This window comes from Streptomyces sp. NPDC091209, from assembly GCF_044757755.1.
In the GTDB taxonomy this organism is placed as follows: domain Bacteria; phylum Actinomycetota; class Actinomycetes; order Streptomycetales; family Streptomycetaceae; genus Streptomyces.
In genome coordinates, this window is record NZ_JBIVVR010000021.1 from 1 (window position 1) to 20,832 (window position 20,832).

The window sequence follows — 20,832 nt, forward strand, 5'->3', positions numbered from 1 at the left end:
TGGCGTAACCGAACCCGAAAGCCTTGTCGAGGAAGGCCCACAGGAAGACGAACCCGGTCAGCAGACGCAGACCGGCGAGGGCGTACGAGCCGACCACCGTCACCGACGTGGTCACGGCCTCACCCGGCGCCTGTGCCGAACGGGTCCTGCGCAGCGACGGGAAGCGGAACCCTGCGGGACGGTGAGAGTGCTCGTGGACTGACACGGGGTGATCCCTTCGGAAGAAGGACGATGCCGGGCTGGTACCCGACACGAATCACTCTCCCGAACCGGCGCACGCCGTGCCGGATGCCGAAGGGCCGCGACTCTTGGGCTGAACGGCCCTTTCCTGCAACCCGGTTGGTCCATCGACCTCAGCACTGAGCACGAACGGGCAGCATGGCAACAGCGGCCGGAAGTGGCTGTTCTCGTAGGCGCCGATGCCCCGTCCGGCGATGAGGTCGGCCAGGACGGCGCCGACCGCCGAACAGCCGACGAGCACCGCGACATGCCACGGAGCGACGGCCACGACCGGGCAGGCGAAGGCGACGCCGAGCGCTGTACGGGCCGGCGCCCGTCGGGGGCGCCGGCGCCGCCGGCAACCCGGCGGCGCCGATCACCACAACCACCACGAATGACAGCCCAGCCCCAGTGCTCCGGGGCGAGCCGCTCCGCCATGCGGAGTGCCCGGGAGGGATCTACCGTTGAGGGGAGGCCCGGCGCTCGCGGATGCTCGATGCTCCGCCACCGTTGCTCACCCTGCGTCGGAAGCACACGGGAAGGCACCCGAACATGGCCACTGCGTCGGAAACCCCTGTCCTCGACACGCTCGCCGCGATGACGGTCGACTCCATCGAACGATGCGGGCTGGCCCCGGACATGCTGCTGCTCACACGGATCGCGGCCCTCGCCGCCTCGGACGCTCCGCCGATCTCCTATGTCGCGCACATCGACCCCGCTGTCGAAACAGGCGTCACCGCCGGGCAGTTGCAGGACGTCCTGGTGGCCATCGCCCCCATCGTGGGCACGGCCCGCGTCATGACGGCGGCGGGAAACATCGCCGCGGCGCTCGGCATCGCCATCGCCGTGGCCGACGCGGAGATCGAAGCCCAGGGCTGAGGACAGACGCCACCAGGAACGGACGAGCGGCGCGACCCGCAGACAGGGGGACCACGGCAGCGCTCAGGCTGTCGTGTCCCCGGGCGTCCGGGGACACGGGCCAGGCAGGAGAGCCGACGATGCCCAAGCACGCGACCACCGCGATGCGTACGTCACCCCACGCGACACCCGCGGAGCGCGTGGCGCTCGGCAAGGAGGCGCGGCGCCGCTCTCCACGGTCGGACCACGCGGTGTACAGACCCGGCCCGAAGAGACCGGACCCGCTGGCGATCCTGGAAGAGCAGTCCGCGGCCCGGGTACAGGAGTTGGTGCCGATCCGGTACAGCCGGATGACCGAGTCCCCGTTCCGCTTCTACCGGGGCGCCGCGGCGATCATGGCGTCCGACCTGGCCGGCAGTCCCGTCTCGGGAATCACCGCCCAGCTGTGCGGGGACGCCCATCTGCTCAACTTCCGGCTGCTGGCCTCGCCTGAGCGGAAGTTGATGTTCGACATCAACGACTTCGACGAGACCTTGCCCGGCCCCTGGGAGTGGGACGTCAAACGTCTGTCGGCGAGCTTCGTCATCGCCGCCCGGGCGAACGGCCTCGACGACGCCGAGCGCGCCCGCATCGTGAGCGGCACCGTGCGCTCGTACCGCGAAGCGATGATCCGCTTCGCCGGCATGAGCAACCTCGACGTCTGGTACGCGAAGATCGACGCCGACCGCCTCAGGGACCTCACGACGGACCAGCTCCGCAAGAGTGGGCAGAAGAAGCTGGACCGCGCCCTGACGAAGGCCCGCTCGCGCGACACCGTGCAGGTCTTCGACAAACTCACGCGCCAGGTCGACGGCCGGCCGAGGATCGCGCCGGACCCCCCGCTGCTGGTCCCCCTCACCGACCTGATGCCGGACACCGAACGCACCGCGCTGGAGCGCCAGTTCCGCGGACTCATCGAGCGGTACGGGGTCACGCTGCCGTCCGACCGGCGCTTCCTCCTGGAGGACTACCAACTCGCGGACGTCGCCCGCAAGGTGGTCGGGGTCGGCAGCGTCGGCACCCGGTGCTGGATCGTCCTGCTCCTCGGACGGGACGGCCGCGACCCGCTGTTCCTGCAGGCCAAGGAAGCCGACACCTCCGTCCTCGCCGACCACGTCGGGGCCAGCCAGTACCGCAACCAGGGCGAACGGGTCGTCGCGGGACAGCGGTTGATGCAGGCGGCGAGCGACATCTTCCTCGGCTGGGAACGGGTGGACGGCATGGACGGCAAGCGTCGCGACTTCTACATCCGTCAGTTGCGTGACTGGAAGGGCATCGCGATGCCGGAGACGATGTCGCCCGGTCAGTTGGAGACCTTCGGCGGCGTATGCGGCCTCACGCTCGCCCGCGCGCACGCACGGTCCGGCGACCGGATCGCGATCGCCTCCTACCTGGGAAAGAAGGACTCCTTCGACCGGGCCCTCGTGACCTTCGCGGAGGCGTACGCCGACCAGAACGAGCGCGACCATCAGGCGCTCGTCGACGCGGTACGGGCGGGACGGCTGCCCGCGGAGGACGTCACGGCCGGCTGACCGGTCTTCGGACGCCCCGGACGAGGTGCGCCGGGTCCGGTGTGCCTGGTCCGGTGTGCCGGGTCGTCCGGGAGTGCGGGCTGTCGGCCGTCCGGGAACCGGTCCGTTCGTCCGGTCGCTCCGCCCCGGGGCCATGTTCTCCGGCGCGAACAGGCCCGACCCGACCCTGCACGACACCGCGTCCGGCGACCATGCGGTCAAGGTCATGACCGCGGTCGCCCTCATCCTGCCCGTCGTCCTCCGTCACCAGGGCTGGACCCACGTCTTCCGCGAGCGGAGTCCTCCGACCACTCCCCCGCCGGGCCCGCCTGACTCGGCGCACGCGGCCGGGCCGGACCGACGACACCGGCTTCGGCCGAGGGTGCGGCTCGGCGGCGAGCGAGGGGGAACCGGTCGGATCTCGTGCGGCCGGCTGGGGACCGGCACGGTCACACCGACCCCTCCGCGAGAGCGTCGAGCTGCTCCTTCGACCACGAGAGCCTGCCGGCCCGCAGGTCTTCGACCACCGCGCGCACCCACTCCAGCTCCGCGGCCGTCACGGCCCGCAGGTACTCGGTCTCCAGACCCGTGATGCGCGGCAGCCCCTGATCCGCCTCCGCGGCCATGGCCGATTCCAGTCCGGCGAGCTTCTCCGCGAGGGCGTCGGCCCGCCGCGCGAGTACGTCCCCCATGTCCTGCGAAGTGAGCAGCAGCAGGTTCGACAGAGCGGCCGGGAACTCCGGGAACTCCTGCTTGGGCACGGAGAGCATCTCCTCCAGCCAGGCACGCGCGGTCGCGCGCCCCGCGTCGGTGACCTCGTAGACGGTCCGCTCCGGGTACTGCTGGTCACGCCCGGTCTCGCGGACCGCGATCAGCCCGTCGCCGTTCAGTCGCTCGATCGTGCGGTAGAGGCTCGCCCGCTGCTTGACGTTGACGACCTGCTCCTTGCCCCAGTCCTTGACCAGCCGCTGGATGCCGTACGGATGCAGCGGCTTGTAGTGCAGCAGGGCGAGGACGGTCAGGGCGAGGGGGGAGCTGCGGGGAGCGGAGGGGGTCATGACCTCGATACTAGCCCCACCATCACTAGTTGACGAGATACTAGTTGCAGTGCAACTATCGAGTGGTCAGCGCGACACCGCCCCGAGAGGAATCACCGAGATGTCCCTCACCGAGCGCATCCACTCCGACCACGACCTCGTCAAGCATCTGGGCAACTGGACCGAGGCCGGCCGCTTCGAGGTCAGGGCCCGGCAGGGCGCCGCCGTCCTCGACCTGCGGTCCCCCGACCTCCCCGACGACGTCGAGATCCACCTCGACATGGACCGGGCCATGGTCAAACTGCTCGTCGACGACGACGCCACCGTCGACCACTGGGACCTGAGCTGGACCGCCCGGGGCAAGATCAAGGGCTCCCGGTCGCCGGCCACCGGCGCCGGGACGGCCGGCCGCCGTGTCCACCTGTCCGGATCGGCGGCGAACAGCGAGATCCGCATCCACCGCGGCGGCATCGCGATCCTGTCGGCGATGTTCTCCCGCGCGTACGTCCAGGATGTGCGCCACGCCCACAAGACCGGCGGCGTACCCACGATCGACGACCCGGCAAGGAGCACGCGTCATGACCGCGACTGAGCAGGTCCGCACCGCACTGGTCATCGGCGGCGGTGTCGCCGGCCCGATCGCCGCGATGGCCCTGCGCAAGGCAGGAATCGAGGCCTCCGTCCACGAGGCCCACGACTCCACGGCCGACGGGGTCGGAGGCGGCATGACCATCGCTCCGAACGGCCAGGACGCCCTGGACGCGATCGGCGCGGGCGACCTCGTCCGCGCGATCGGCACACCGGTCACCGCCATGGGCCTGCGGAGCTGGACGGGCAAACCCCTCGCCCGGTTCGCCCCGCCCTCGCGCCTGCCGTCCCTGCAGTTCGTCTGGCGCGCCGACCTCTACCGCGCGATCTACGACGAGGCCGAGCGCCGCTCGGTCCCCGTCCACCACGGCAAGCGGCTGACCGGCACGACGGACACCGGCTCCGGCGTCACCGCGCACTTCGCGGACGGTACGCGGGCGAGCGCCGACATCGTCGTCGGCGCCGACGGCATCCGCTCCACCGTGCGCTCCCTGATCGACCCGGCCGCACCACAGCCGAACTACGCGGGCCTGGTCTGCTTCGGAGCACGGATGCGGCGGTCGGGGATGCCCTCCACCGACGGCGTCATGTACTTGTGCTTCGGCAAGCGCGCGTTCTTCGGCTACCAGGTCTTCGACGACTCCTCGGCGGTGTGGTTCGTGAACCTGCCGCACCAGGTCCCCATGACGGTCGCCGAGGCCCAGGCGATCGGCGCGGAGGCCTGGCTGCGCACCCTGCGGAGCGCCTTCGCCGACGACCGCACCCCGGCCCTCGAGATGATCGGCCGTACCGACCCCGGCCAACTCCTCATCACCGGCCCGATGGAGAACATGCAGGGGGTCACGACCTGGACCCGCGGCCGCATGACCCTGATCGGGGACGCGGCCCACGCCGCCTCGTCCAGCTCCGGGCAGGGCGCCTCCATCGCCGCCGAGAGCGCCGTCCAACTCGCGCGCTGCCTGCGGGACCTGCCCTACGATCAGGCCTTCGCGGCGTACGAACGACTGCGCCGCCCCCGTGTCGAACGCATCATCAAGCTCGGCGCCCGCACGAACAGCAACAAGACCGCCGGCCCGGTCGGCCGGGTCCTGCGCGACCTCGTGATGCCGGCGGCCATGAAACTGATCAACCCGGAGAAGATGGCCTGGCAGTTCGACCACCACATCGACTGGGACGCGAAGACAGCCCCGCCCGGGTGAACACGGCACGGCACGGCGGAATCGAGAACCTGAGAGCGAGCCGCGAAGGGTCCGGCGGGGCAACCCCGGCCGGGCCCTTCGTGTGCCCGGAACGGACGCTGAGCCCTGGGGCCGACACCCGTCCCCGGGTCAGGGGCTGAGCCCTGGCCGGCACTGGTCCCGGGGTCGGCGCGAACCCTGGGGACGAGGGCGGGCATCGGCCCACGGACGGCGGTGTCAGCGCGGATGCCAGGTGAGTTTGTCCCCGCCCACCCAGCGGACCACGTCGGGGTCGTCGAGATCGTGGACCGTGATGCCGTACGCCGCCGCGTACTCCAGTACGTCCGTGATCGCCTTCGCCTCGCCGACCATCTCACCGTCGATCTCCATGATCCGGAACGGCGGCGTGCCCGGCTGCACCCCGAGCACCATGATCCGTGGTTGGGAGATGTGGGGGCTCGCGCTTTCGGTCATAGCTAGAGCGTAAAGCGGCACCCGCTGTTCCCGCTGGTCAGCGGCGGCACGCCGGGAGTCGGCCGCCCGCGTCGCCGGGCGCGCCGCGGAACAGCGGACATCCGGGCGTTCACCCAGCCGGGTGAGGGACCGGTCCCGCCCGCCCGGAGACCCCGTACCGCCGGCGCGCCGGCGCATCCGCCGTGCGGTCCGGCCGCGGCTGGGCAACGCTGGACGGAGCGCGCGGCGGCCGACGCGACCGCAGGGAGGAGAGCCGATGGACCCCGTCGAGGCCCTGGACCGGATCGCGTTCCTGCTGGAGCGGAGACTGGCCCCCACTTATCGCGTCCGGGCCTTCCGTACCGCGCAGACCCTGCTCGCCGCGCTCCCCGCCGACGAGGTCCGCGAGCGCGCGGCGACCGGGGCACTGGAGTCGATCAAGGGCATCGGCCCGAAGACCGCGCAGGTGGTGCGGGAGGCGCTGGCCGGTGAGGTGCCCGCCTACCTGGAGAAGGTGGAGCGGGAGTCCGCGGGACCGCTCGCCGAGGGCGGTGAGGACCTGCGGGAGCTGCTGCGCGGGGACTGTCATCTGCACTCCGACTGGTCGGACGGCGGCAGCCCGATCGAGGAGATGGGGCGTACGGCGGCACGGCTCGGCCACGAGTGGGCGGTGCTCACCGACCACTCGCCCCGGCTGACCGTGGCGAGCGGCCTGTCACCGGAGCGGCTGCGCGAACAACTCGCGGTCGTCGCCGAGCTCAACGAACGCTGGGCCCCCTTCCGGCTGCTCACCGGCATCGAGTGCGACATCCTCGACGACGGATCGCTCGACCAGGAGCCGGAGTTGCTGGAACAACTGGACGTGGTGGTCGTGTCCGTCCACTCCAAGCTGCGCATGGACGCCCGGCCGATGACCCGCCGGATGGTGGCCGCCGTACGCAATCCGCTCTCGGACGTGCTCGGGCACTGCACCGGGCGGCTGATCGGGGAGCGCGGCCGGCCCGAGTCCGCGTTCGACGCGGACGCGGTCTTCGCGGCCTGCGCGGAGACCGGCACGGCTGTCGAGATCAACAGCCGCCCGGAGCGCCTCGACCCGCCGCGCCGGCTGCTGCGCAGGGCGGTCGACGCGGGCGTCCTGTTCTCCCTGGACACCGACGCGCACGCCCCCGGACAACTGGACTGGCAGATCTACGGCTGTGCGCGGGCCGAGGAGTGCGGGGTGCCCGCCGAGCGCGTGATCACCACCTGGACCCTGGACGAACTGCTCACCTGGGCCGGAACCCGGCAGACGCCGTGACGCACGTCACCGCCGACGGCGCCCTTCCTGGGAACACCCATAGGTAGTTACCCGTTGAACAAACCGTGGGTGCGGATGGGACAGTGTCCCCGGGCCTCATCTTTGCCCACAGGGACGATCGTCCGGCTGAAGCCCTGTGGAGCGTTTCGCCGAGAGGCGACCGCGATCGGTGCCCACCACAGTCGACCCCGACCGCGATTCCCCCGTCCGGTCGGGGTCTTTTCCTTGCCCTAAGCGAAGCGTGCCGCGCGGTGCCGAGCCGCGCGGTGTCGCGCCGCGCCGCTGCCGCAGGGAGCCGAAGCCGACGGGACCGGGCCGGGCCGGGCCGGTTCCTCGGACGGCCTTTCGCCCGCCGCAGCCGTGTCCGCTTGACTTCGAGTCCGCTCCAATTCGTAGCGTGCGGGGCATGAGCACTGCACAGCACAAGATCGGCTCGGGGTTCGGCGCCCGGAGCACCGCCGACGACGTCCTCGACGGAATCGACCTCTCCGGCAGGCTGGCGATCGTCACGGGCGGCTACTCGGGCCTGGGCCTGGAGACGACCCGGGCGCTGGCCAGGGCGGGCGCCCGGGTCGTGGTCCCCGCACGGCGCCCGGCGACCGCGCGCGAGGCGCTGGCGGACGTCGAAGGCGTCGAGACGGACGTGCTCGACCTCGGCGACCTGGAGAGCGTGCGCGCCTTCGCCGACCGGTTCCTGGCCTCGGGCAGGGGCGTCGACCTCGTCATCGACAGCGCCGGCATCATGGCCTGCCCGGAGACCCGGGTCGGCCCCGGCTGGGAGGCCCAGTTCGCGACCAATCACCTCGGTCACTTCGCGCTGGTCAACCGCCTCTGGCCGGCGATCGAGGCGGGCGGCGCGCGGGTCGTGTCCGTGTCCTCCGCCGGCCACCACTACTCCGGCATCCGCTGGGACGACGTGCACTGGCGGACCGGCTACGACAAGTGGGAGGCCTACGGGCAGGCCAAGACGGCGAACGCGCTGTTCGCCGTGGAGCTCGACCGGCGCGGCCGGGACTCGGGCGTACGGGCCTTCTCGCTGCACCCCGGCGGCATCCTCACGCCGCTCCAGCGGCACCTGCCCAGGCAGGAGATGGTCGACCGCGGCTGGATCGACGAGAACGGCACGCCGCTGAACCCCGAGGGCTTCAAGACGCCCGAGCAGGGCGCGGCCACCCAGGTGTGGGCCGCGACCTCGCCACAGCTCGTCGGCATAGGCGGGGTGTACTGCGAGGACTGCGACATCGCCGAGCCCGCTCCGGCGGACGGCACCCGGACCGGCGTACGCGACTACGCGACCGACCCCGAGCAGGCCGCCCGGCTGTGGGAACTGTCGGCGGAACTGACGGGAGTGAACGCCTTCGGGTGAGCGCCTCGCGGGCGTCGACCGCGTGAGCCGCGTCAGCCGGCTCAGGAACATCAGGAGCCTGACATGAACTCCCGCAGATCCGCGGTGAGTTGGTCGCGGTGCGTGGCGAACAGGCCGTGGCCCGCGTTCTCGTAGACCTTGAACGTGCTGTCGGGCAGCAGCTTCGCGGCCCGGCGGCCGGTCAGGTCCAGTGGTGCCGACGCGTCGTGCGTACCGTGCACGACCAGCGCGGGCAGGTCGGTCCTGGCCAGCTCGGGCGCGACGTTCAAGGTGGCGACGAGGTCGTTGAGGGCGGTTCCGGCGCGCGCGGTCGCGCCGTGGCAGCGGTCGATCATGGACCGTACGTACGCCTCGGAGAGGTCGTTGCCGGGGAGGCCGAGGGCGAAGAACGCGTGGGCGCCGTCCTCGAAGAACGCGGCCCGGTCGTCGCGGAACGCCGTGTTGCCCGCCTCGACGAGTGCCGGGTCGACGCCTTCGGGATGGTCCGCGGACCGCACGGGGCCCGGTGCCATACCGGCGACGAGCGCCACCCTCGACACCCGCTCGACGCCGTGCCGGGTCAGACAGCGGACGATCTCGGCGGTCCCGATGGAGTGCCCGACCAGGGTCACCTCCCGCAGATCGAGGTGCCGGAGCAGCCCGTCCACGTCGTCGGCGAGACTGTCGAGGTCGAAGCCTCCCCAGACGTCGTCGGACCGGCCGTGCCCGCGCCGGTCGAACCCGACGCACCGGTGGCCGGCGTCGGCGAGCGGCAGCATCTGGTACTCCCACATCTCCGTACCGAAGTACGAGCTGTTGACGAACACGACGACCTGGCCGGTGGCGGGGCCGTAGTCGACGAAGTGCAGTCGGGCGCCGTCGACGGGGCTCGCGAAATACGGCATGGGGTCCTCCCGGGATCCGGTGGTGCGACGGGCGGGTCGCTGTGCCCTTCATCGTTCCGGGAGGCCGTGACGGCGTCGATTACCCCAGAGGTCATGCGGAGGCGCGGGAGGGCATCCGGTGCGGGTCCGGTGCCGGGCCCGGTCGCGGGGTCCGATCGCGGGGTCCGATTGCCGGATGCGGTTGCCGGGTCCGGTGTCCGACCGGGTCAGTGCGGCGCCCGTTCCTCCAGGGCCGTGCGCCAGGCGGGTGACGGGCCCGTCGGTGCGGGTTCCTCGCGTCGGCCGCCGCGCGCGAAGAAGTCGGCCAGCGGCAGGATCGCGGCGCCGACCGTGACGGCGTCGGGACCGAGGCGGCCGAGGTCGATGGTGACCCGCTGGGCGGGATAGCGCAGGGCGTACGAGGAGGCGTACCGGCGGACGGCGGGCAGGAAGCGGGAGCCGAGCTGGAGACCGGCCCAGCCGCCGATGAGGATGCGCTCGGGCTGGAAGAGGTTGATCAGGTCGGAGAGGCCCGCGCCCAGGTACTCGGCGGTCTCCTCCAGGACGGCGAGCGCGACGAGGTCGGGCTCGGTGCCCTCGGGCGGGTAGGCCGCCGCGAGCATCGCGGTGAGCGCGGTCTCCTCGTCGGTGCCCTCGGGGGGACGTCCGCCCTCCTCCCGCCAGCGGTCGAGCAGCGCCTCCGCGCCCGCGTAGGCCTCGAGGCAGCCGAGGGCGCCGCAGCGGCACCGGCGGCCCCTGACACGTACGGTCAGATGCCCCCATTCGACGGAGCGGCCGTTCTCCACCTCCTCGGTGACGAGACAGGCGCCGACGCCGGAGCCGAAGAGGACGACCACCGCGTTGCGGGCGCCGCGTCCGGCACCGAACCACATCTCGGCCTGGCCGAGGGTGCGGGCGCCGTTGTCCGCGAAGTACGGGACGGTGTCGGGGAGTTCGCAGGCGGAACGGAGCAGGGACTCCAGCGGGACGGCGTCCCAGCCGATGGTCTGGCCGTGCACGACCGCGCCGCGCTCGGGGGTGCGGGCGACGATGCCGGGCACCCCGATGCCGACGCCCAGGAGCTGCCCGGGGGCGATGTCCGCCTCGGAGAGGACCTCGGCGATGCCGTCGCGGATGTGGCCGACGATGACGTCGACGTCGTACTCCTGGCGCCGCAGCGGCCGGTCCGCCTCGTATTCCTGGCGCTCCAACGGCCTTTCGGCGCGGGCGAGTTCGGTGAGGGTCAGGTCGAACAGCTCGATGCGGACCCGGGTTTCGCCGACGTCGACGCCGATCATGTGGCCGCTGCCGGGCACGACACGCAGCAGGGTGCGGGGACGGCCGCCGTCGGAGTCGACGCTGCCGGCCTCCTCGACGAGGCCGTCGGCGACCAGTTCGGCGACCACGTTGCTGATGGATCCGGAACTCAGCCCGGTCGCCGGGCCGAGCTCGTAGCGGCTCATCGGCCCGTCGAAATACAACCGTTGTAGTACGGCGGTGCGATTGCCCCGTCGCAGGTCACGCACTGTCCGTCCGTTCCGCCCCGCCATGTGATGTCCCTTCCGGCCTGCCCGAACTGCAAGATACCCCTGCGCGATCCCTTGACGCGACTTTCTTCCGGGTCTTAACTCACGTCCTAAATTAAGCCATGAGGGTCGTTCGGGAAGTGAACGCGGACGCCCTTCATGTCTCCCTCCGGGAAAGGGACATAAGCAGCCATGCGCAGAATCCGAGCCGCGGCCGCAGGTGCGGTCACCATCTCTCTGCTGACCGCCGCGACCGCCTGTGGCGGCGGCTCGTCGAGCGGCGGGTCCAACGCCTCGCCGAAGACGCTCACGTACTGGGCGTCCAACCAGGGCGCCAGCATCGAGATCGACAAGAAGGTCCTCGCGCCCGAGCTCGCCAAGTTCGAGAAGGACACCGGCATCAAGGTGAAGCTGGAGGTCGTTCCCTGGTCCGACCTGCTGAACCGGATCCTCACGGCCACCACCTCCGGTCAGGGCCCCGACGTCCTCAACATCGGCAACACCTGGAGCGCCTCCCTGCAGGCCACCGGCGCGCTGCTGCCGTGGGACGCGAAGAACTTCGCCAAGATCGGCGGCAAGGACCGCTTCGTCGACTCCGCGCTCGGCTCCACGGGCGCCGAGGGCAAGGACCCCGCCGCGGTCCCGCTGTACTCGATGGCGTACGCGCTCTACTACAACAAGAAGTCGTTCGCCGACGCCGGCATCGCGGGCCCGCCGGCCACCTGGGACGAGCTGATCGCCGACGGCAAGAAGCTCTCCAAGGGCGGCAAGTGGGGCCTCGGCGCGGAGGGTTCGAACGCATCGGAGAACATCCACCACGCCTTCGTCTTCGCCAAGCAGCACGGCGCCGACTTCTTCACCGCCGACGGCACGGCCGACTTCACCAACGACGGGGTCGTCGCCGCGGTCAAGCAGTACGTCGACCTGATGGCGAAGGACAAGATCATCGCCCCGGGCAACGCCGAGTACGCGCAGAACCAGTCCGTGAGCGACTTCGCCAAGGGCAAGAACGCGATGCTGCTGTGGCAGTCCGCGGCCGCCAACCTCAAGTCGCAGGGCATGGCCGACGACGCCTACGGCATCGCACCGGTGCCCGTGCAGTCGGGCACTCCGGGAACGGGCACGAACGTCAACTCGATGGTCGCGGGCATCAACCTCGCGGTGTTCAAGAACACCAAGAACCTCGACGGCGCCACGAAGTTCGTGAAGTTCCTGACCAGTGACGCCGAGCAGAAGATCCTCAACGGGGCGTACACCTCGATCCCGCCGGTCAAGACCGCCCAGACGGACACCGCGTTCAACTCCCCCTCGAACGCGGTTCTCAAGGACACCCTGGCCAAGAGTGCCGCGGCGCTGCCGCAGGTCGCCGACGAGTCCCAGTTCGAGACCGCGGTCGGTACGGCCGTCAAGGGCCTGTTCGCCGACGCCGCCGGAGGTCGCGCGGTGACCACCGCGTCGGTGAAGGCGGCGCTCGAGAAGGCCCAGCAGCAGATGCCGAAGAAGTGAGTGCGGACACCCCCATGACCACCACGACCGCCGCCTCCGCCGAATCCGGCGAGCGGACGGTGCGCGAGAACTCCCCCGGTGCGGCGCGCGGCCCGCGCCGCACCGGGCGGATCAAGCGCATCGGACTCCCCTACCTGCTGCTTCTGCCCGCGCTGGTGCTCGAACTCCTGGTCCACCTGGTGCCGATGGTGATCGGCATCGTGATGAGCTTCAAGGAGCTCACGCAGTTCTACATCCGCGACTGGGGCACGGCGCCCTGGGCCGGCTTCGACAACTACTCGGTGTCGGTGCACTTCGACGAACCCGTCGGCAAGGCGCTGCTGCACTCCTTCTTCGTCACCATCGCCTTCACCCTGCTCTCGGTCGGCCTGTGCTGGCTGATCGGCACGGCGGCCGCGGTCTACATGCAGGACAACTTCGTGGGGCGCGGTGTGCTGCGGGCCCTGTTCCTGGTGCCGTACGCGCTGCCGGTGTACGCGGCCGTCATCACCTGGGTGTTCATGTTCCAGCACGACAACGGCCTGGTGAACCACGTCCTGCACGACCAGCTGCACCTCACCGACAAGCCGTCCTTCTGGCTGATCGGCGACAACAGCTTCTACGCCCTGCTCACCGTGTCCGTGTGGAAGGGCTGGCCGTTCGCCTTCCTGATCGTCATGGCGGGCCTGCAGAACATCCCGGGCGAGCTCTACGAGGCCGCCGCGCTCGACGGGGCCGGCCTGTGGCAGCAGTTGCGCCGCATCACGCTGCCGTCGCTGCGGCCGGTCAACCAGGTCCTGGTGCTGGTGCTGTTCCTGTGGACGTTCAACGACTTCAACACGCCGTTCGTCCTGTTCGGCAAGACCGCCCCGGACGCGGCGGACCTCATCTCGGTCCACATCTACCAGGCGTCCTTCGTCACCTGGAACTTCGGCACCGGCTCGGCGATGTCCGTGCTGCTGCTGCTCTTCCTGCTGGTCGTGACCGGCGTCTACCTGCTGCTGACCTCCCGGGGAAGGAAGACGGCCGATGTCTAGCATCTCCACCACCACCCGCCCGGCCACCGCCCGGTCGGCCACCCCGCGCTCGCCGATGGCTCCGCCGCGGTCCTTCCTGTGGTCCCGGCGGATCTTCCTCACGCTGCTCACCGGCTTCGTCCTGGTGCCCGTGTACGTCATGGTCTCCAGCTCGCTGAAGCCGCTCGCGGACGTCTCGGGGAAGTTCCGCTGGGTGCCGAGCGGCCTGACACTGCGGCCGTACGTCGACATCTGGTCGACGGTGCCGCTGGCGCGTTACTTCGTGAACTCGCTGATCGTGGCGGGCGCGGCCACGGCCTGCTCGGTCGTGATCGCCGTCTTCTCGGCCTATGCCGTCAGCCGCTACGACTTCCGCGGCAAGCGCGTCTTCACGGTCACCGTGCTGTCGACCCAGATGTTCCCGGGCATCCTCTTCCTGCTGCCGCTCTTCCTGCTCTACGTCAATATCGGCAACGCCACCGGGATCGCGCTGTTCGGCTCGCGCGGCGGTCTGATCCTCACGTATCTCACCTTCTCGCTGCCGTTCTCGATCTGGATGCTGATCGGGTACTTCGACTCGGTGCCGCGCGATCTCGACGAGGCGGCCCTGGTGGACGGCTGCGGGCCGCTCGGCGCGCTCTTCCGTGTCGTCGTCCCGGCCGCGATCCCCGGCATCGTCGCGGTCGCCGTCTACGCCTTCATGACCGCCTGGGGAGAAGTGCTGTTCGCGTCGGTGATGACCAACGACGCCACCCGCACCCTCGCCGTCGGGCTGCAGGGCTACTCCACGCTCAACGACGTGTACTGGAACCAGATCATGGCCGCCTCGCTGGTCGTCAGCGTCCCCGTGGTGGCCGGCTTCCTGCTGCTCCAGCGCTATCTCGTCGCCGGTCTCACGGCGGGAGCCGTCAAGTGAGCCATGCCAACCCCATTGATGACGAAGGGACTTCAGTGACCATCGACCTTGCCGCCCTCCCCGAGGATTTCCTGTGGGGCACGGCCACGTCGGCCTACCAGATCGAGGGAGCCGTCGCCGAGGACGGCCGCTCCCCCTCCATCTGGGACACCTTCTCGCACACACCCGGCAAGATCGACAACGGCGACGACGGGGACGCCGCCTGCGATCACTACCACCGCTGGCGCGAGGACATCGGGATCATGCGCCGACTCGGCACCAACGCCTACCGGTTGTCCATCGCCTGGCCACGCGTCATGCCGGGCGGCGACGGCCCGGTCAACGCCAAGGGGCTCGACTTCTACGACGCGTTGATCGACGGCCTGCTGGAGGCGGGCATCACGCCCTCGGTGACGCTCTACCACTGGGACCTGCCGCAGGTGCTCCAGGACCGGGGCGGCTGGCCGGCCCGTGACACGGCGCACCACTTCGCCGCCTACGCGTCGGTCGTGGCGGAGCGGCTCGGTGACCGTGTCCAGCACTGGACCACCCTGAACGAGCCGCTGTGCTCGGCCTGGATCGGCCATCTGGAAGGGCGGATGGCCCCGGGCCTGACCGACCTCACGGCCGCGGTCCGTACCTCGTACCACCTCCTGCTCGGCCACGGGCTCGCCACCCAGGCGATCCGCGCCGCGGCGCCCGGGGCCCAGATCGGCATCGTCAACAACCTGTCCAGCATCGAGCCGAACACCGACCGTCCCGAGGACGTCGCGGCGGCCAGGCGACTGGACGGGCACACCAACCGCTGGTGGCTGGACCCGGTGCACGGCCGCGGTTTCCCCGCCGACATGGTCGAGGTCTACGGCGTCGAACTCCCTGAGGTCGCCGGTGACCTGGAGACGATGGCCGAACCGCTGGACTGGCTGGGACTCAACTACTACTTCCCGTCCAGCGTCGTCGACGACCCCACCGGTCCGGCCCCGCACGTGCGCACGGTCAGCCGGCCCGGCGTGCCCGTCACCGGCATGGACTGGGAGGTGGAGGCCGCCGGTATCGAGCGTCTGCTGCTCCGCCTGACGAACGAGTACGGCGCCCGCAAGCTGTACGTCACGGAGAACGGCTCCGCCTATCCCGACGTCGTACGCCCCGACGGCACCGTCGACGATCCGGAGCGGGTCGCGTATCTCGAACAGCACCTGGCCGCGTGCGCCTCGGCGGCCCGCAAGGGCGTGCCGCTGGCCGGCTACTTCGCCTGGTCGCTGCTGGACAACTTCGAGTGGGCGTACGGCTACGACAAGCGGTTCGGGCTGGTGCACGTCGACTACAAGACGCAGAAGCGGACGATCAAGGGCAGCGGTCACCGCTACGCGGAGATCGTCCGCGAGCACCGCGCGGGCGTACGCAACGCGGCCTGACGGGAGCGCCGAGGCGCCGGGCGCGAGGAGGGTTCGACCCACGGCCCGCGCCCGGCTCACGGCTCACGGCTCACGGCTCACGGCTCACGGCTCAGGCTTGTCGCCCGGCGTCCTTGTCGGCGGGTGCGGTCACGCTTTCGCTGATCTCGTCGAGGGCAGCCGTCAGTTGAGGGGCCACGGCCTCGCGCACCCACGCGACGCGTTCGTCGCCGGGTGCGCGGGGCACGGTCTCGACGAGCATGATCAGGTAGAGGTAACTGCGGTAGAGGGCCAGGCGCCGCCGGGTGGGCTCGTCGAACTCGACGAGCCCACGCATCTCTTGATAACCCGTCAGGAAATCCTCGTCCTGTCGGATGTCGCCGAGCAGGGCCAGGGAGACGAAGTCGGCGAGCGGGTCGCCCCAGAACATGCGTTCGCCGTCGATCAGGCCGCCGATCCTGGGGCCCGCCCCGGTGCGCTCGACCAGGATGTTCCCCCGCCACAGGTCGAAGTGGACGGCGCGGGGGACGGTGACCTCGTCCAGCGCGCCGAACGCGGCCCGCGCGAGGCCGGCCACCTCGTCCACGGGGTACGGCAGCCAGGCCCGGTAGCGGCGGGCGTCGTCGAGGATGGCGTCGTACATTCCGGTGAAGGCGCTCCGCCAGTCGGGGGCGAGCGGGCCGAGCGCCCCGGAGGGGTAGCCGAAACCGGGGCCGGTGGTCCCGTGCAGCCGGGCGACCATCCGCCCCAACTCCCGCCGGAGCGGCCCGCGTTCCCCGTCGGGCAGGTCTCCCCAGGGGTCTCCGGGACAGTGCGTCATCAGCAGATGGCCGTCGCCGAGGGCTCCGACCGTCCTGGGTGCCGGTACACCGACGCCGGCCGCCTGACGGCAGAACTCAGCCTCGGAGAGCAGGAGTCGGCGCTCGTACGCCAGAGCCGGGGCGGTGTCCGGGGGAGGGACCTTCAGGACGTAACGGCTCCCGTCGGCGAGCCGGAGCTCCTCGACGGCGTTGTACGTGCCGCCGGACAGCGCCCGGCACTCGACGAGACTCTCCGACGGCAGCCCCGCCCCGTCGAGAGCCCACCGCGCCCGCTCCCAACCGTCCACGCCGACCCCCCTGTCCGCACGGCCCGTGCATCCCACTCTGCCAGGTTGGGGACACGGGCCGCAGGCGGTCACGGCGCACCCCAGCGGGAGCGGGGCCCCGGCGGACGCGCCGGGTCGGGAGCCGGGAGGCCGAGCGACCGCGCCCGGCATGAGCGGTCGCGCAGGCGGCGTGCCCAGGGTGGCCCGGCAGACGCGCCCGGCACCAGCGGGCAGCGTGAGCCGGGGGTCGTCCCCCAACGCGCCCGACCGAGCGCCGAGGCAGCGCCCCGTAATGCCCAACGCGGAGCCCAACCCAGTCCCCAACTCGCGCTCCGCGCCTACGGGCTGGGCGCCGTGACACCCGGGGCCCGGTCTCCCGCCGCCGTGCCGGCGCCCTCCGGAGCGCCGAAGCGGGCGAGGCAGTGCCAGACCTTCTTCAGGTCCTGGGGGTCGTGGCGGCCGGTGCGGGCGGCGTCGCCGATGATCCGCGGGTCGAGGCGGCCGTCCTCGGCCACGCGGGCGCCCAGTTCGACGTATGCGGGGCCGCGGAACTCGGGGTGCAGGCGCAACTCCTCGACGGTGAGCCGGTATCCCCCGTGCCAGGCGATCGGGCAGGGCAGGTGCCTCGCCGCGGTCTCGACGGGCGTGCCCCGGTAGGAGGGGTCGAGGACCAGGGCCTCCATGTCCCGGGCCGTGACGACCCGTCCGTGCACCTGTGCCTCGATGTAGTCGTCGAGCGGGTCCCGGTCGTCCGCCTCGGCGGCCTCGATGAGGGACATCCCGGCCGCGACGCCGAAGGCGGACGGTTCGGCCGCGCTGTCGGGGTAGCAGAAGGTGGCGCGGGAGAGCGTGGCGCCGGTCAGCCTGAAGTGCGAGGAGCCGAACCGGGGTGCCGCTCCGACCTGTTGGCGGCGGAAGTCGAGCCCGCCGTAGACCGGGCGCTCAACGGCCGGTGCGGTGTCGTAGGCACCGCCGAAGATCCGGCTCTCCCAGCGCCACCGGTCGCCGCCGGGGTGCGCGGTCAGCCCGCCGTTGCTCGCGCCCGTGACGAACTGCGAGCGGTACACACCGTCCTGGGCCAGTGCCTCCAGGATCGGAATCCCGCGCACGACCCGGTCCGGATGGAAGTTCAGCGTCAGCCGCAGCGCGGGATCCAGTGCGGGGCCGGAGGAACGGCCCGCGACGTGACGTAAGGCCCGTTCCTGCGGCGTGTCCCGGTTCCACGGTGTCGGACCGGCACCGAAATCCATTGGTTCCCCTCTCATGAAGCTAGGTACCCTCGGTCAGAACCTAGTACCCCTAGGTTTTGGATCGTCGATACCCGGCACCCAGGAGGACTCCCATGAGATCACTCACCGAGCGGGACATCCGCGCCTCGTTCCTCAACTGCACCCGGGGCGAGGCCGAGCGGCTCGCGACGCCTCGTGATCTCGGCCAACGCCCGTGGGACGACCTGGACTTCCTGGGCTGGCGGGATCCCGGTGCGCCCGACCGCGGCTACCTCGTCACCGAGCGGGAAGAGGGCCTCGCCGGCATCACCCTGCGATGGCCGTCCTCCCGGCGCGGGCTCGCGCACCGCAGCATGTGCTCGCTCTGCCTGACCACGCACCCGGGTGGCGGGGTCTCCCTGATGACGGCCCGCAAGGCGGGTGCGGCGGGCCGCGAGGGCGATTCGGTCGGCGTGTACATCTGCGCCGACCTCGCCTGTTCCCTCTATGTCCGAGGGAAGAAGGCCCTCCCGCCGGGAAGCCGTTTCGAGGAGACCCTCACGACGGAGCAGCAGATCGCCAGGACGGTCGGCAATCTGTCCGCCTTCCTGGCGAAGCTGCACGACTGAGCCGCGGACCGGCCGGTGCCGCTCCGGCGCCGGTACCCGCGCCAGGGCCGCCGGCCGAACGACCGGCACCGGCCGCTCCCGCGCCGGTACCCCGTGGCAGTCCGCCGCCGGGCCTGCCGACGCTCCCGGCGGACCTGTGCCGCGGGCCCGGCGCCGGGGGCGGGTCAGGAACCGGCGGGGGTCCAGTGCGGGTCACGGCCCAGGAAGGCGAGCAGCGCCTCGGCGCGGCCGGTTCCCTCCGGCACCTCGCGCGCGGCGGCGAACACTCCGAACGACGCGCGGAGGTGATCGGCCAGCCGGTCCGCGGCGAGCCGGACGCCCTCGGCCAGATCGTCGTCGAGGGGAGACGCCTGGCCGGTCGCCACGGCGATGTCCCAGGCGTGCACGGCCGCGTCCATGGCGGCCGCGGCGGCGGCCACCCGGAAGGGCAGCGGCCCCAGCGGTGTCGCCACCTCCTCGGCGTCGGCGGGCAGCCCCGCGTAGATGTCGGCGACGCCGGCGAGGACCTTCTCGAGCTCCGGCGCGGCATCGCCCTCCAGACCGTCCACCGGGTGGAAGGGGTCCGCGTCGGGCCACCCGGTGCCGGTGACCGCCGCGCCGTATGCCTGCTGATCGAGCCGCGCGTGGTTGAGCACCTGGCGCGCCGTCCACTCGTCGCACGGCGTCGGCGCTCCCCAGGCGCCCTCCGGCACACCCGCCACGACCTCGCGCAGCCGGTCGTACGCCCGCGTCAGCAGTTCGATGCCCTCGATCTCACTCATTCCGGTGCCTCCTGATGCCGTCCGACCCAGCCGATGCCATCAATCTAGAACCCCTTGCGGACAGCTCTGGTCCGCAATCAGCACGTTCGGTACCCCTGTGAAACGGGAAGGCCCCAAGGATGCAAGAGGAGCGTGGGGAGTGGACGGCATCCGTCGCGAAGATCGTGGAGCGGCGCCGGGAACCGGTGGTCGTCCAGACGCTTCGCTCGACGGCCGCCGCGACGATCGCGTACGTGGTGGCCATTCATCTCAGTCCCGAGCCCGCGCCGCTGACCGCTCCCCTGACCGCGCTGCTGGTCGTCCAGGTCACCCTCTACTCCACGATCACCACCGCCGTCCGACGGGTGAACTCGGTGGTGGCGGGTGTCGTCATCGCCATCGGCTTCAGCAGTCTGGTGGGCCTGACCTGGTGGAGCCTGGGCCTGATCATCCTCGCCTCGCTGGCGGTGGGTCATCTGGTCCGGGTCAGCGAGTTCGTGCCCGAGGTGGCGATCAGCGCCATGCTGGTCCTCGGCGTCACCCGAGTGGGCGACACCGCGTGGGCCCGCGTGCTGGAGACGCTGATCGGCGCGGTCGTGGGCCTCGCCTGCAATCTCGTGCTCGCGCCACCCGTGTGGGTGGGCGTGGCCGGTGAGTCCATCGAGGATCTGGCTCGCCGGATGCGGCAGTTGATGCTGCGGATCGGCGAGCAGGCCGCCGGGCGCACGCCCTACCATGTGGCGGCCGAGCGGCTGCACGAGGCCCGTCGGCTCGACCACGACATCTCCGGGGTGGACGCGGCCCTGCGGCAGGCCGAGGACAGCCTGAAACTCAACCCGAGGGTGCGCGAGGGGCTGCTGCACCGGGTCGTGCTGCGCACCGGCCTGGACACCCTGGAGATCTGCACCGTGGTCCTGCGGGTGCTCGCGCGCAGTCTGACCGACCTCGCCAAGGAACGGGAGCCCCATCCCCTGTTCGAAGCGCAGGCGGGGGCCGTCCTTGAGGAGCTGCTGTCCGAGATCGCCGACGCGATCGTCAGTTTCGCGGTGCTGGTGACCACCGATGTCGCCCAGAACGCCGCGTCCGCCGAGGAGCGGCTCAGCGCGGAGCTCGGCACGGCCGCCGCGACGCGCGACAAACTGGCTCAGCTGTTCCTCGACGAGGTCCAGCGCGACGCGAGACAGTGGCAGCTGCACGGCTCGGTCCTGACCGAGGTCACCCGCATCATCGACGAGCTCGACACCGAGCACCGGACCCGCCGCCTCCTGGAGGAGCTGGACCGCTGTGCCACCGAGGAGCACGAGCGCCGCCCGCGCATCACGCGGCTGCGGCGCCGGATGCGCCTGCCGCGCCGAGGCCGGAACCGTTCCGCCGCCTCCGGTCGTTCTCAGTGACGAGTTCCGTGTGAGGAAGCGGCACGACGGCGTGGGCGGTGAGCGGCAC

The 20,832-nt window shown here is 71.3% G+C and carries 19 protein-coding genes; 12 read left to right on the plus strand and 7 right to left on the minus strand.

Features of this window, described 5'->3' with window-relative positions:
* Positions 1–771: 771 nt before the first annotated feature.
* Both ACIQRL_RS38315 and ACIQRL_RS38320 read left to right on the plus strand, forming a co-directional pair.
* Positions 772–1,098 (plus strand): carboxymuconolactone decarboxylase family protein, encoded by a 327-nt coding sequence (locus ACIQRL_RS38315; RefSeq protein WP_401340454.1) that lies wholly within the window; start codon positions 772–774, stop codon positions 1,096–1,098.
* 119 nt (positions 1,099–1,217) lie between these two features.
* Positions 1,218–2,648, plus strand: a complete 1,431-nt coding sequence (locus ACIQRL_RS38320) for a DUF2252 domain-containing protein (RefSeq protein WP_401340456.1) — start codon at positions 1,218–1,220, stop codon at positions 2,646–2,648.
* Between the two features lie 428 nt (positions 2,649–3,076).
* Here the strand turns inward: ACIQRL_RS38320 and ACIQRL_RS38325 are convergent, their stop codons facing one another.
* Complete coding sequence (locus ACIQRL_RS38325) at positions 3,077–3,685, minus strand: PadR family transcriptional regulator (RefSeq protein WP_401340459.1); 609 nt, start codon at positions 3,683–3,685, stop codon at positions 3,077–3,079.
* A gap of 100 nt (positions 3,686–3,785) precedes the next feature.
* Between ACIQRL_RS38325 and ACIQRL_RS38330 the strand changes: the two genes are divergently transcribed.
* Both ACIQRL_RS38330 and ACIQRL_RS38335 read left to right on the plus strand, forming a co-directional pair.
* Positions 3,786–4,256 (plus strand): hypothetical protein, encoded by a 471-nt coding sequence (locus ACIQRL_RS38330; RefSeq protein ID WP_401340461.1) that lies wholly within the window; start codon positions 3,786–3,788, stop codon positions 4,254–4,256.
* The gene (locus ACIQRL_RS38335; RefSeq protein ID WP_401340463.1) at positions 4,243–5,451 is read left to right on the plus strand and encodes an FAD-dependent oxidoreductase; all 1,209 of its coding nucleotides are present in this window, start codon (positions 4,243–4,245) and stop codon (positions 5,449–5,451) included. Before ACIQRL_RS38330 ends, ACIQRL_RS38335 begins: the two co-directional genes overlap by 14 nt.
* Positions 5,452–5,667: 216 nt before the next feature.
* On the opposite strand, the gene ACIQRL_RS38340 is transcribed toward ACIQRL_RS38335, so the two are convergent.
* The gene (locus ACIQRL_RS38340) at positions 5,668–5,904 is read right to left on the minus strand and encodes a hypothetical protein (protein WP_401340464.1); all 237 of its coding nucleotides are present in this window, start codon (positions 5,902–5,904) and stop codon (positions 5,668–5,670) included.
* A gap of 256 nt (positions 5,905–6,160) precedes the next feature.
* Between ACIQRL_RS38340 and ACIQRL_RS38345 the strand changes: the two genes are divergently transcribed.
* Positions 6,161–7,180, plus strand: a complete 1,020-nt coding sequence (locus tag ACIQRL_RS38345) for a PHP domain-containing protein (protein ID WP_401340465.1) — start codon at positions 6,161–6,163, stop codon at positions 7,178–7,180.
* Between the two features lie 406 nt (positions 7,181–7,586).
* Entirely contained in the window at positions 7,587–8,546 is a 960-nt protein-coding gene (locus tag ACIQRL_RS38350) for an SDR family NAD(P)-dependent oxidoreductase (RefSeq protein WP_401340467.1), read from the plus strand.
* A gap of 50 nt (positions 8,547–8,596) precedes the next feature.
* On the opposite strand, the gene ACIQRL_RS38355 is transcribed toward ACIQRL_RS38350, so the two are convergent.
* Positions 8,597–9,430 carry an alpha/beta fold hydrolase gene (locus tag ACIQRL_RS38355; protein ID WP_401340469.1) on the minus strand — a complete coding sequence of 278 codons (834 nt, stop codon included), beginning with the start codon at positions 9,428–9,430 and terminating at the stop codon, positions 8,597–8,599.
* A gap of 206 nt (positions 9,431–9,636) precedes the next feature.
* Positions 9,637–10,959 (minus strand): ROK family protein, encoded by a 1,323-nt coding sequence (locus ACIQRL_RS38360; RefSeq protein WP_401340471.1) that lies wholly within the window; start codon positions 10,957–10,959, stop codon positions 9,637–9,639.
* Between the two features lie 168 nt (positions 10,960–11,127).
* Between ACIQRL_RS38360 and ACIQRL_RS38365 the strand changes: the two genes are divergently transcribed.
* The 4 genes from ACIQRL_RS38365 to ACIQRL_RS38380 are packed head-to-tail and all read left to right on the plus strand — an operon-like array spanning position 11,128 to position 15,746.
* A complete protein-coding gene (locus ACIQRL_RS38365; RefSeq protein WP_401340473.1) occupies positions 11,128–12,441 on the plus strand; it encodes an ABC transporter substrate-binding protein in 1,314 nt (437 codons plus the stop codon).
* A 14-nt stretch (positions 12,442–12,455) separates the two neighbouring features.
* Positions 12,456–13,457: a carbohydrate ABC transporter permease gene (locus ACIQRL_RS38370; RefSeq protein ID WP_401340476.1), complete on the plus strand. Its 1,002-nt coding sequence runs from the start codon at positions 12,456–12,458 to the stop codon at positions 13,455–13,457.
* Positions 13,450–14,352 carry a carbohydrate ABC transporter permease gene (locus ACIQRL_RS38375; RefSeq protein ID WP_401340478.1) on the plus strand — a complete coding sequence of 301 codons (903 nt, stop codon included), beginning with the start codon at positions 13,450–13,452 and terminating at the stop codon, positions 14,350–14,352. The genes ACIQRL_RS38370 and ACIQRL_RS38375 overlap by 8 nt, the downstream gene beginning before the upstream one ends.
* Before the next feature lie 35 nt (positions 14,353–14,387).
* A complete protein-coding gene (locus ACIQRL_RS38380) occupies positions 14,388–15,746 on the plus strand; it encodes a GH1 family beta-glucosidase (RefSeq protein WP_401340480.1) in 1,359 nt (452 codons plus the stop codon).
* 91 nt (positions 15,747–15,837) lie between these two features.
* Here ACIQRL_RS38380 and ACIQRL_RS38385 read toward each other — a convergent pair whose 3' ends face one another.
* Positions 15,838–16,833: a phosphotransferase family protein gene (locus ACIQRL_RS38385; RefSeq protein ID WP_401340482.1), complete on the minus strand. Its 996-nt coding sequence runs from the start codon at positions 16,831–16,833 to the stop codon at positions 15,838–15,840.
* A 317-nt stretch (positions 16,834–17,150) separates the two neighbouring features.
* Entirely contained in the window at positions 17,151–18,062 is a 912-nt protein-coding gene (locus ACIQRL_RS38390; protein WP_401340484.1) for a DUF3626 domain-containing protein, read from the minus strand.
* A gap of 92 nt (positions 18,063–18,154) precedes the next feature.
* Here ACIQRL_RS38390 and ACIQRL_RS38395 point away from each other — a divergent pair, with 92 nt between their 5' ends.
* Entirely contained in the window at positions 18,155–18,649 is a 495-nt protein-coding gene (locus ACIQRL_RS38395; RefSeq protein ID WP_401340486.1) for an FBP domain-containing protein, read from the plus strand.
* A gap of 164 nt (positions 18,650–18,813) precedes the next feature.
* Here ACIQRL_RS38395 and ACIQRL_RS38400 read toward each other — a convergent pair whose 3' ends face one another.
* On the minus strand, positions 18,814–19,410 hold the full coding sequence (locus ACIQRL_RS38400) for a TIGR03086 family metal-binding protein (RefSeq protein ID WP_401340488.1): 597 nt from the start codon (positions 19,408–19,410) through the stop codon (positions 18,814–18,816).
* 119 nt (positions 19,411–19,529) lie between these two features.
* Between ACIQRL_RS38400 and ACIQRL_RS38405 the strand changes: the two genes are divergently transcribed.
* Positions 19,530–20,783, plus strand: a complete 1,254-nt coding sequence (locus ACIQRL_RS38405) for an aromatic acid exporter family protein (RefSeq protein WP_401340490.1) — start codon at positions 19,530–19,532, stop codon at positions 20,781–20,783.
* Positions 20,784–20,832 lie beyond the last annotated feature (49 nt).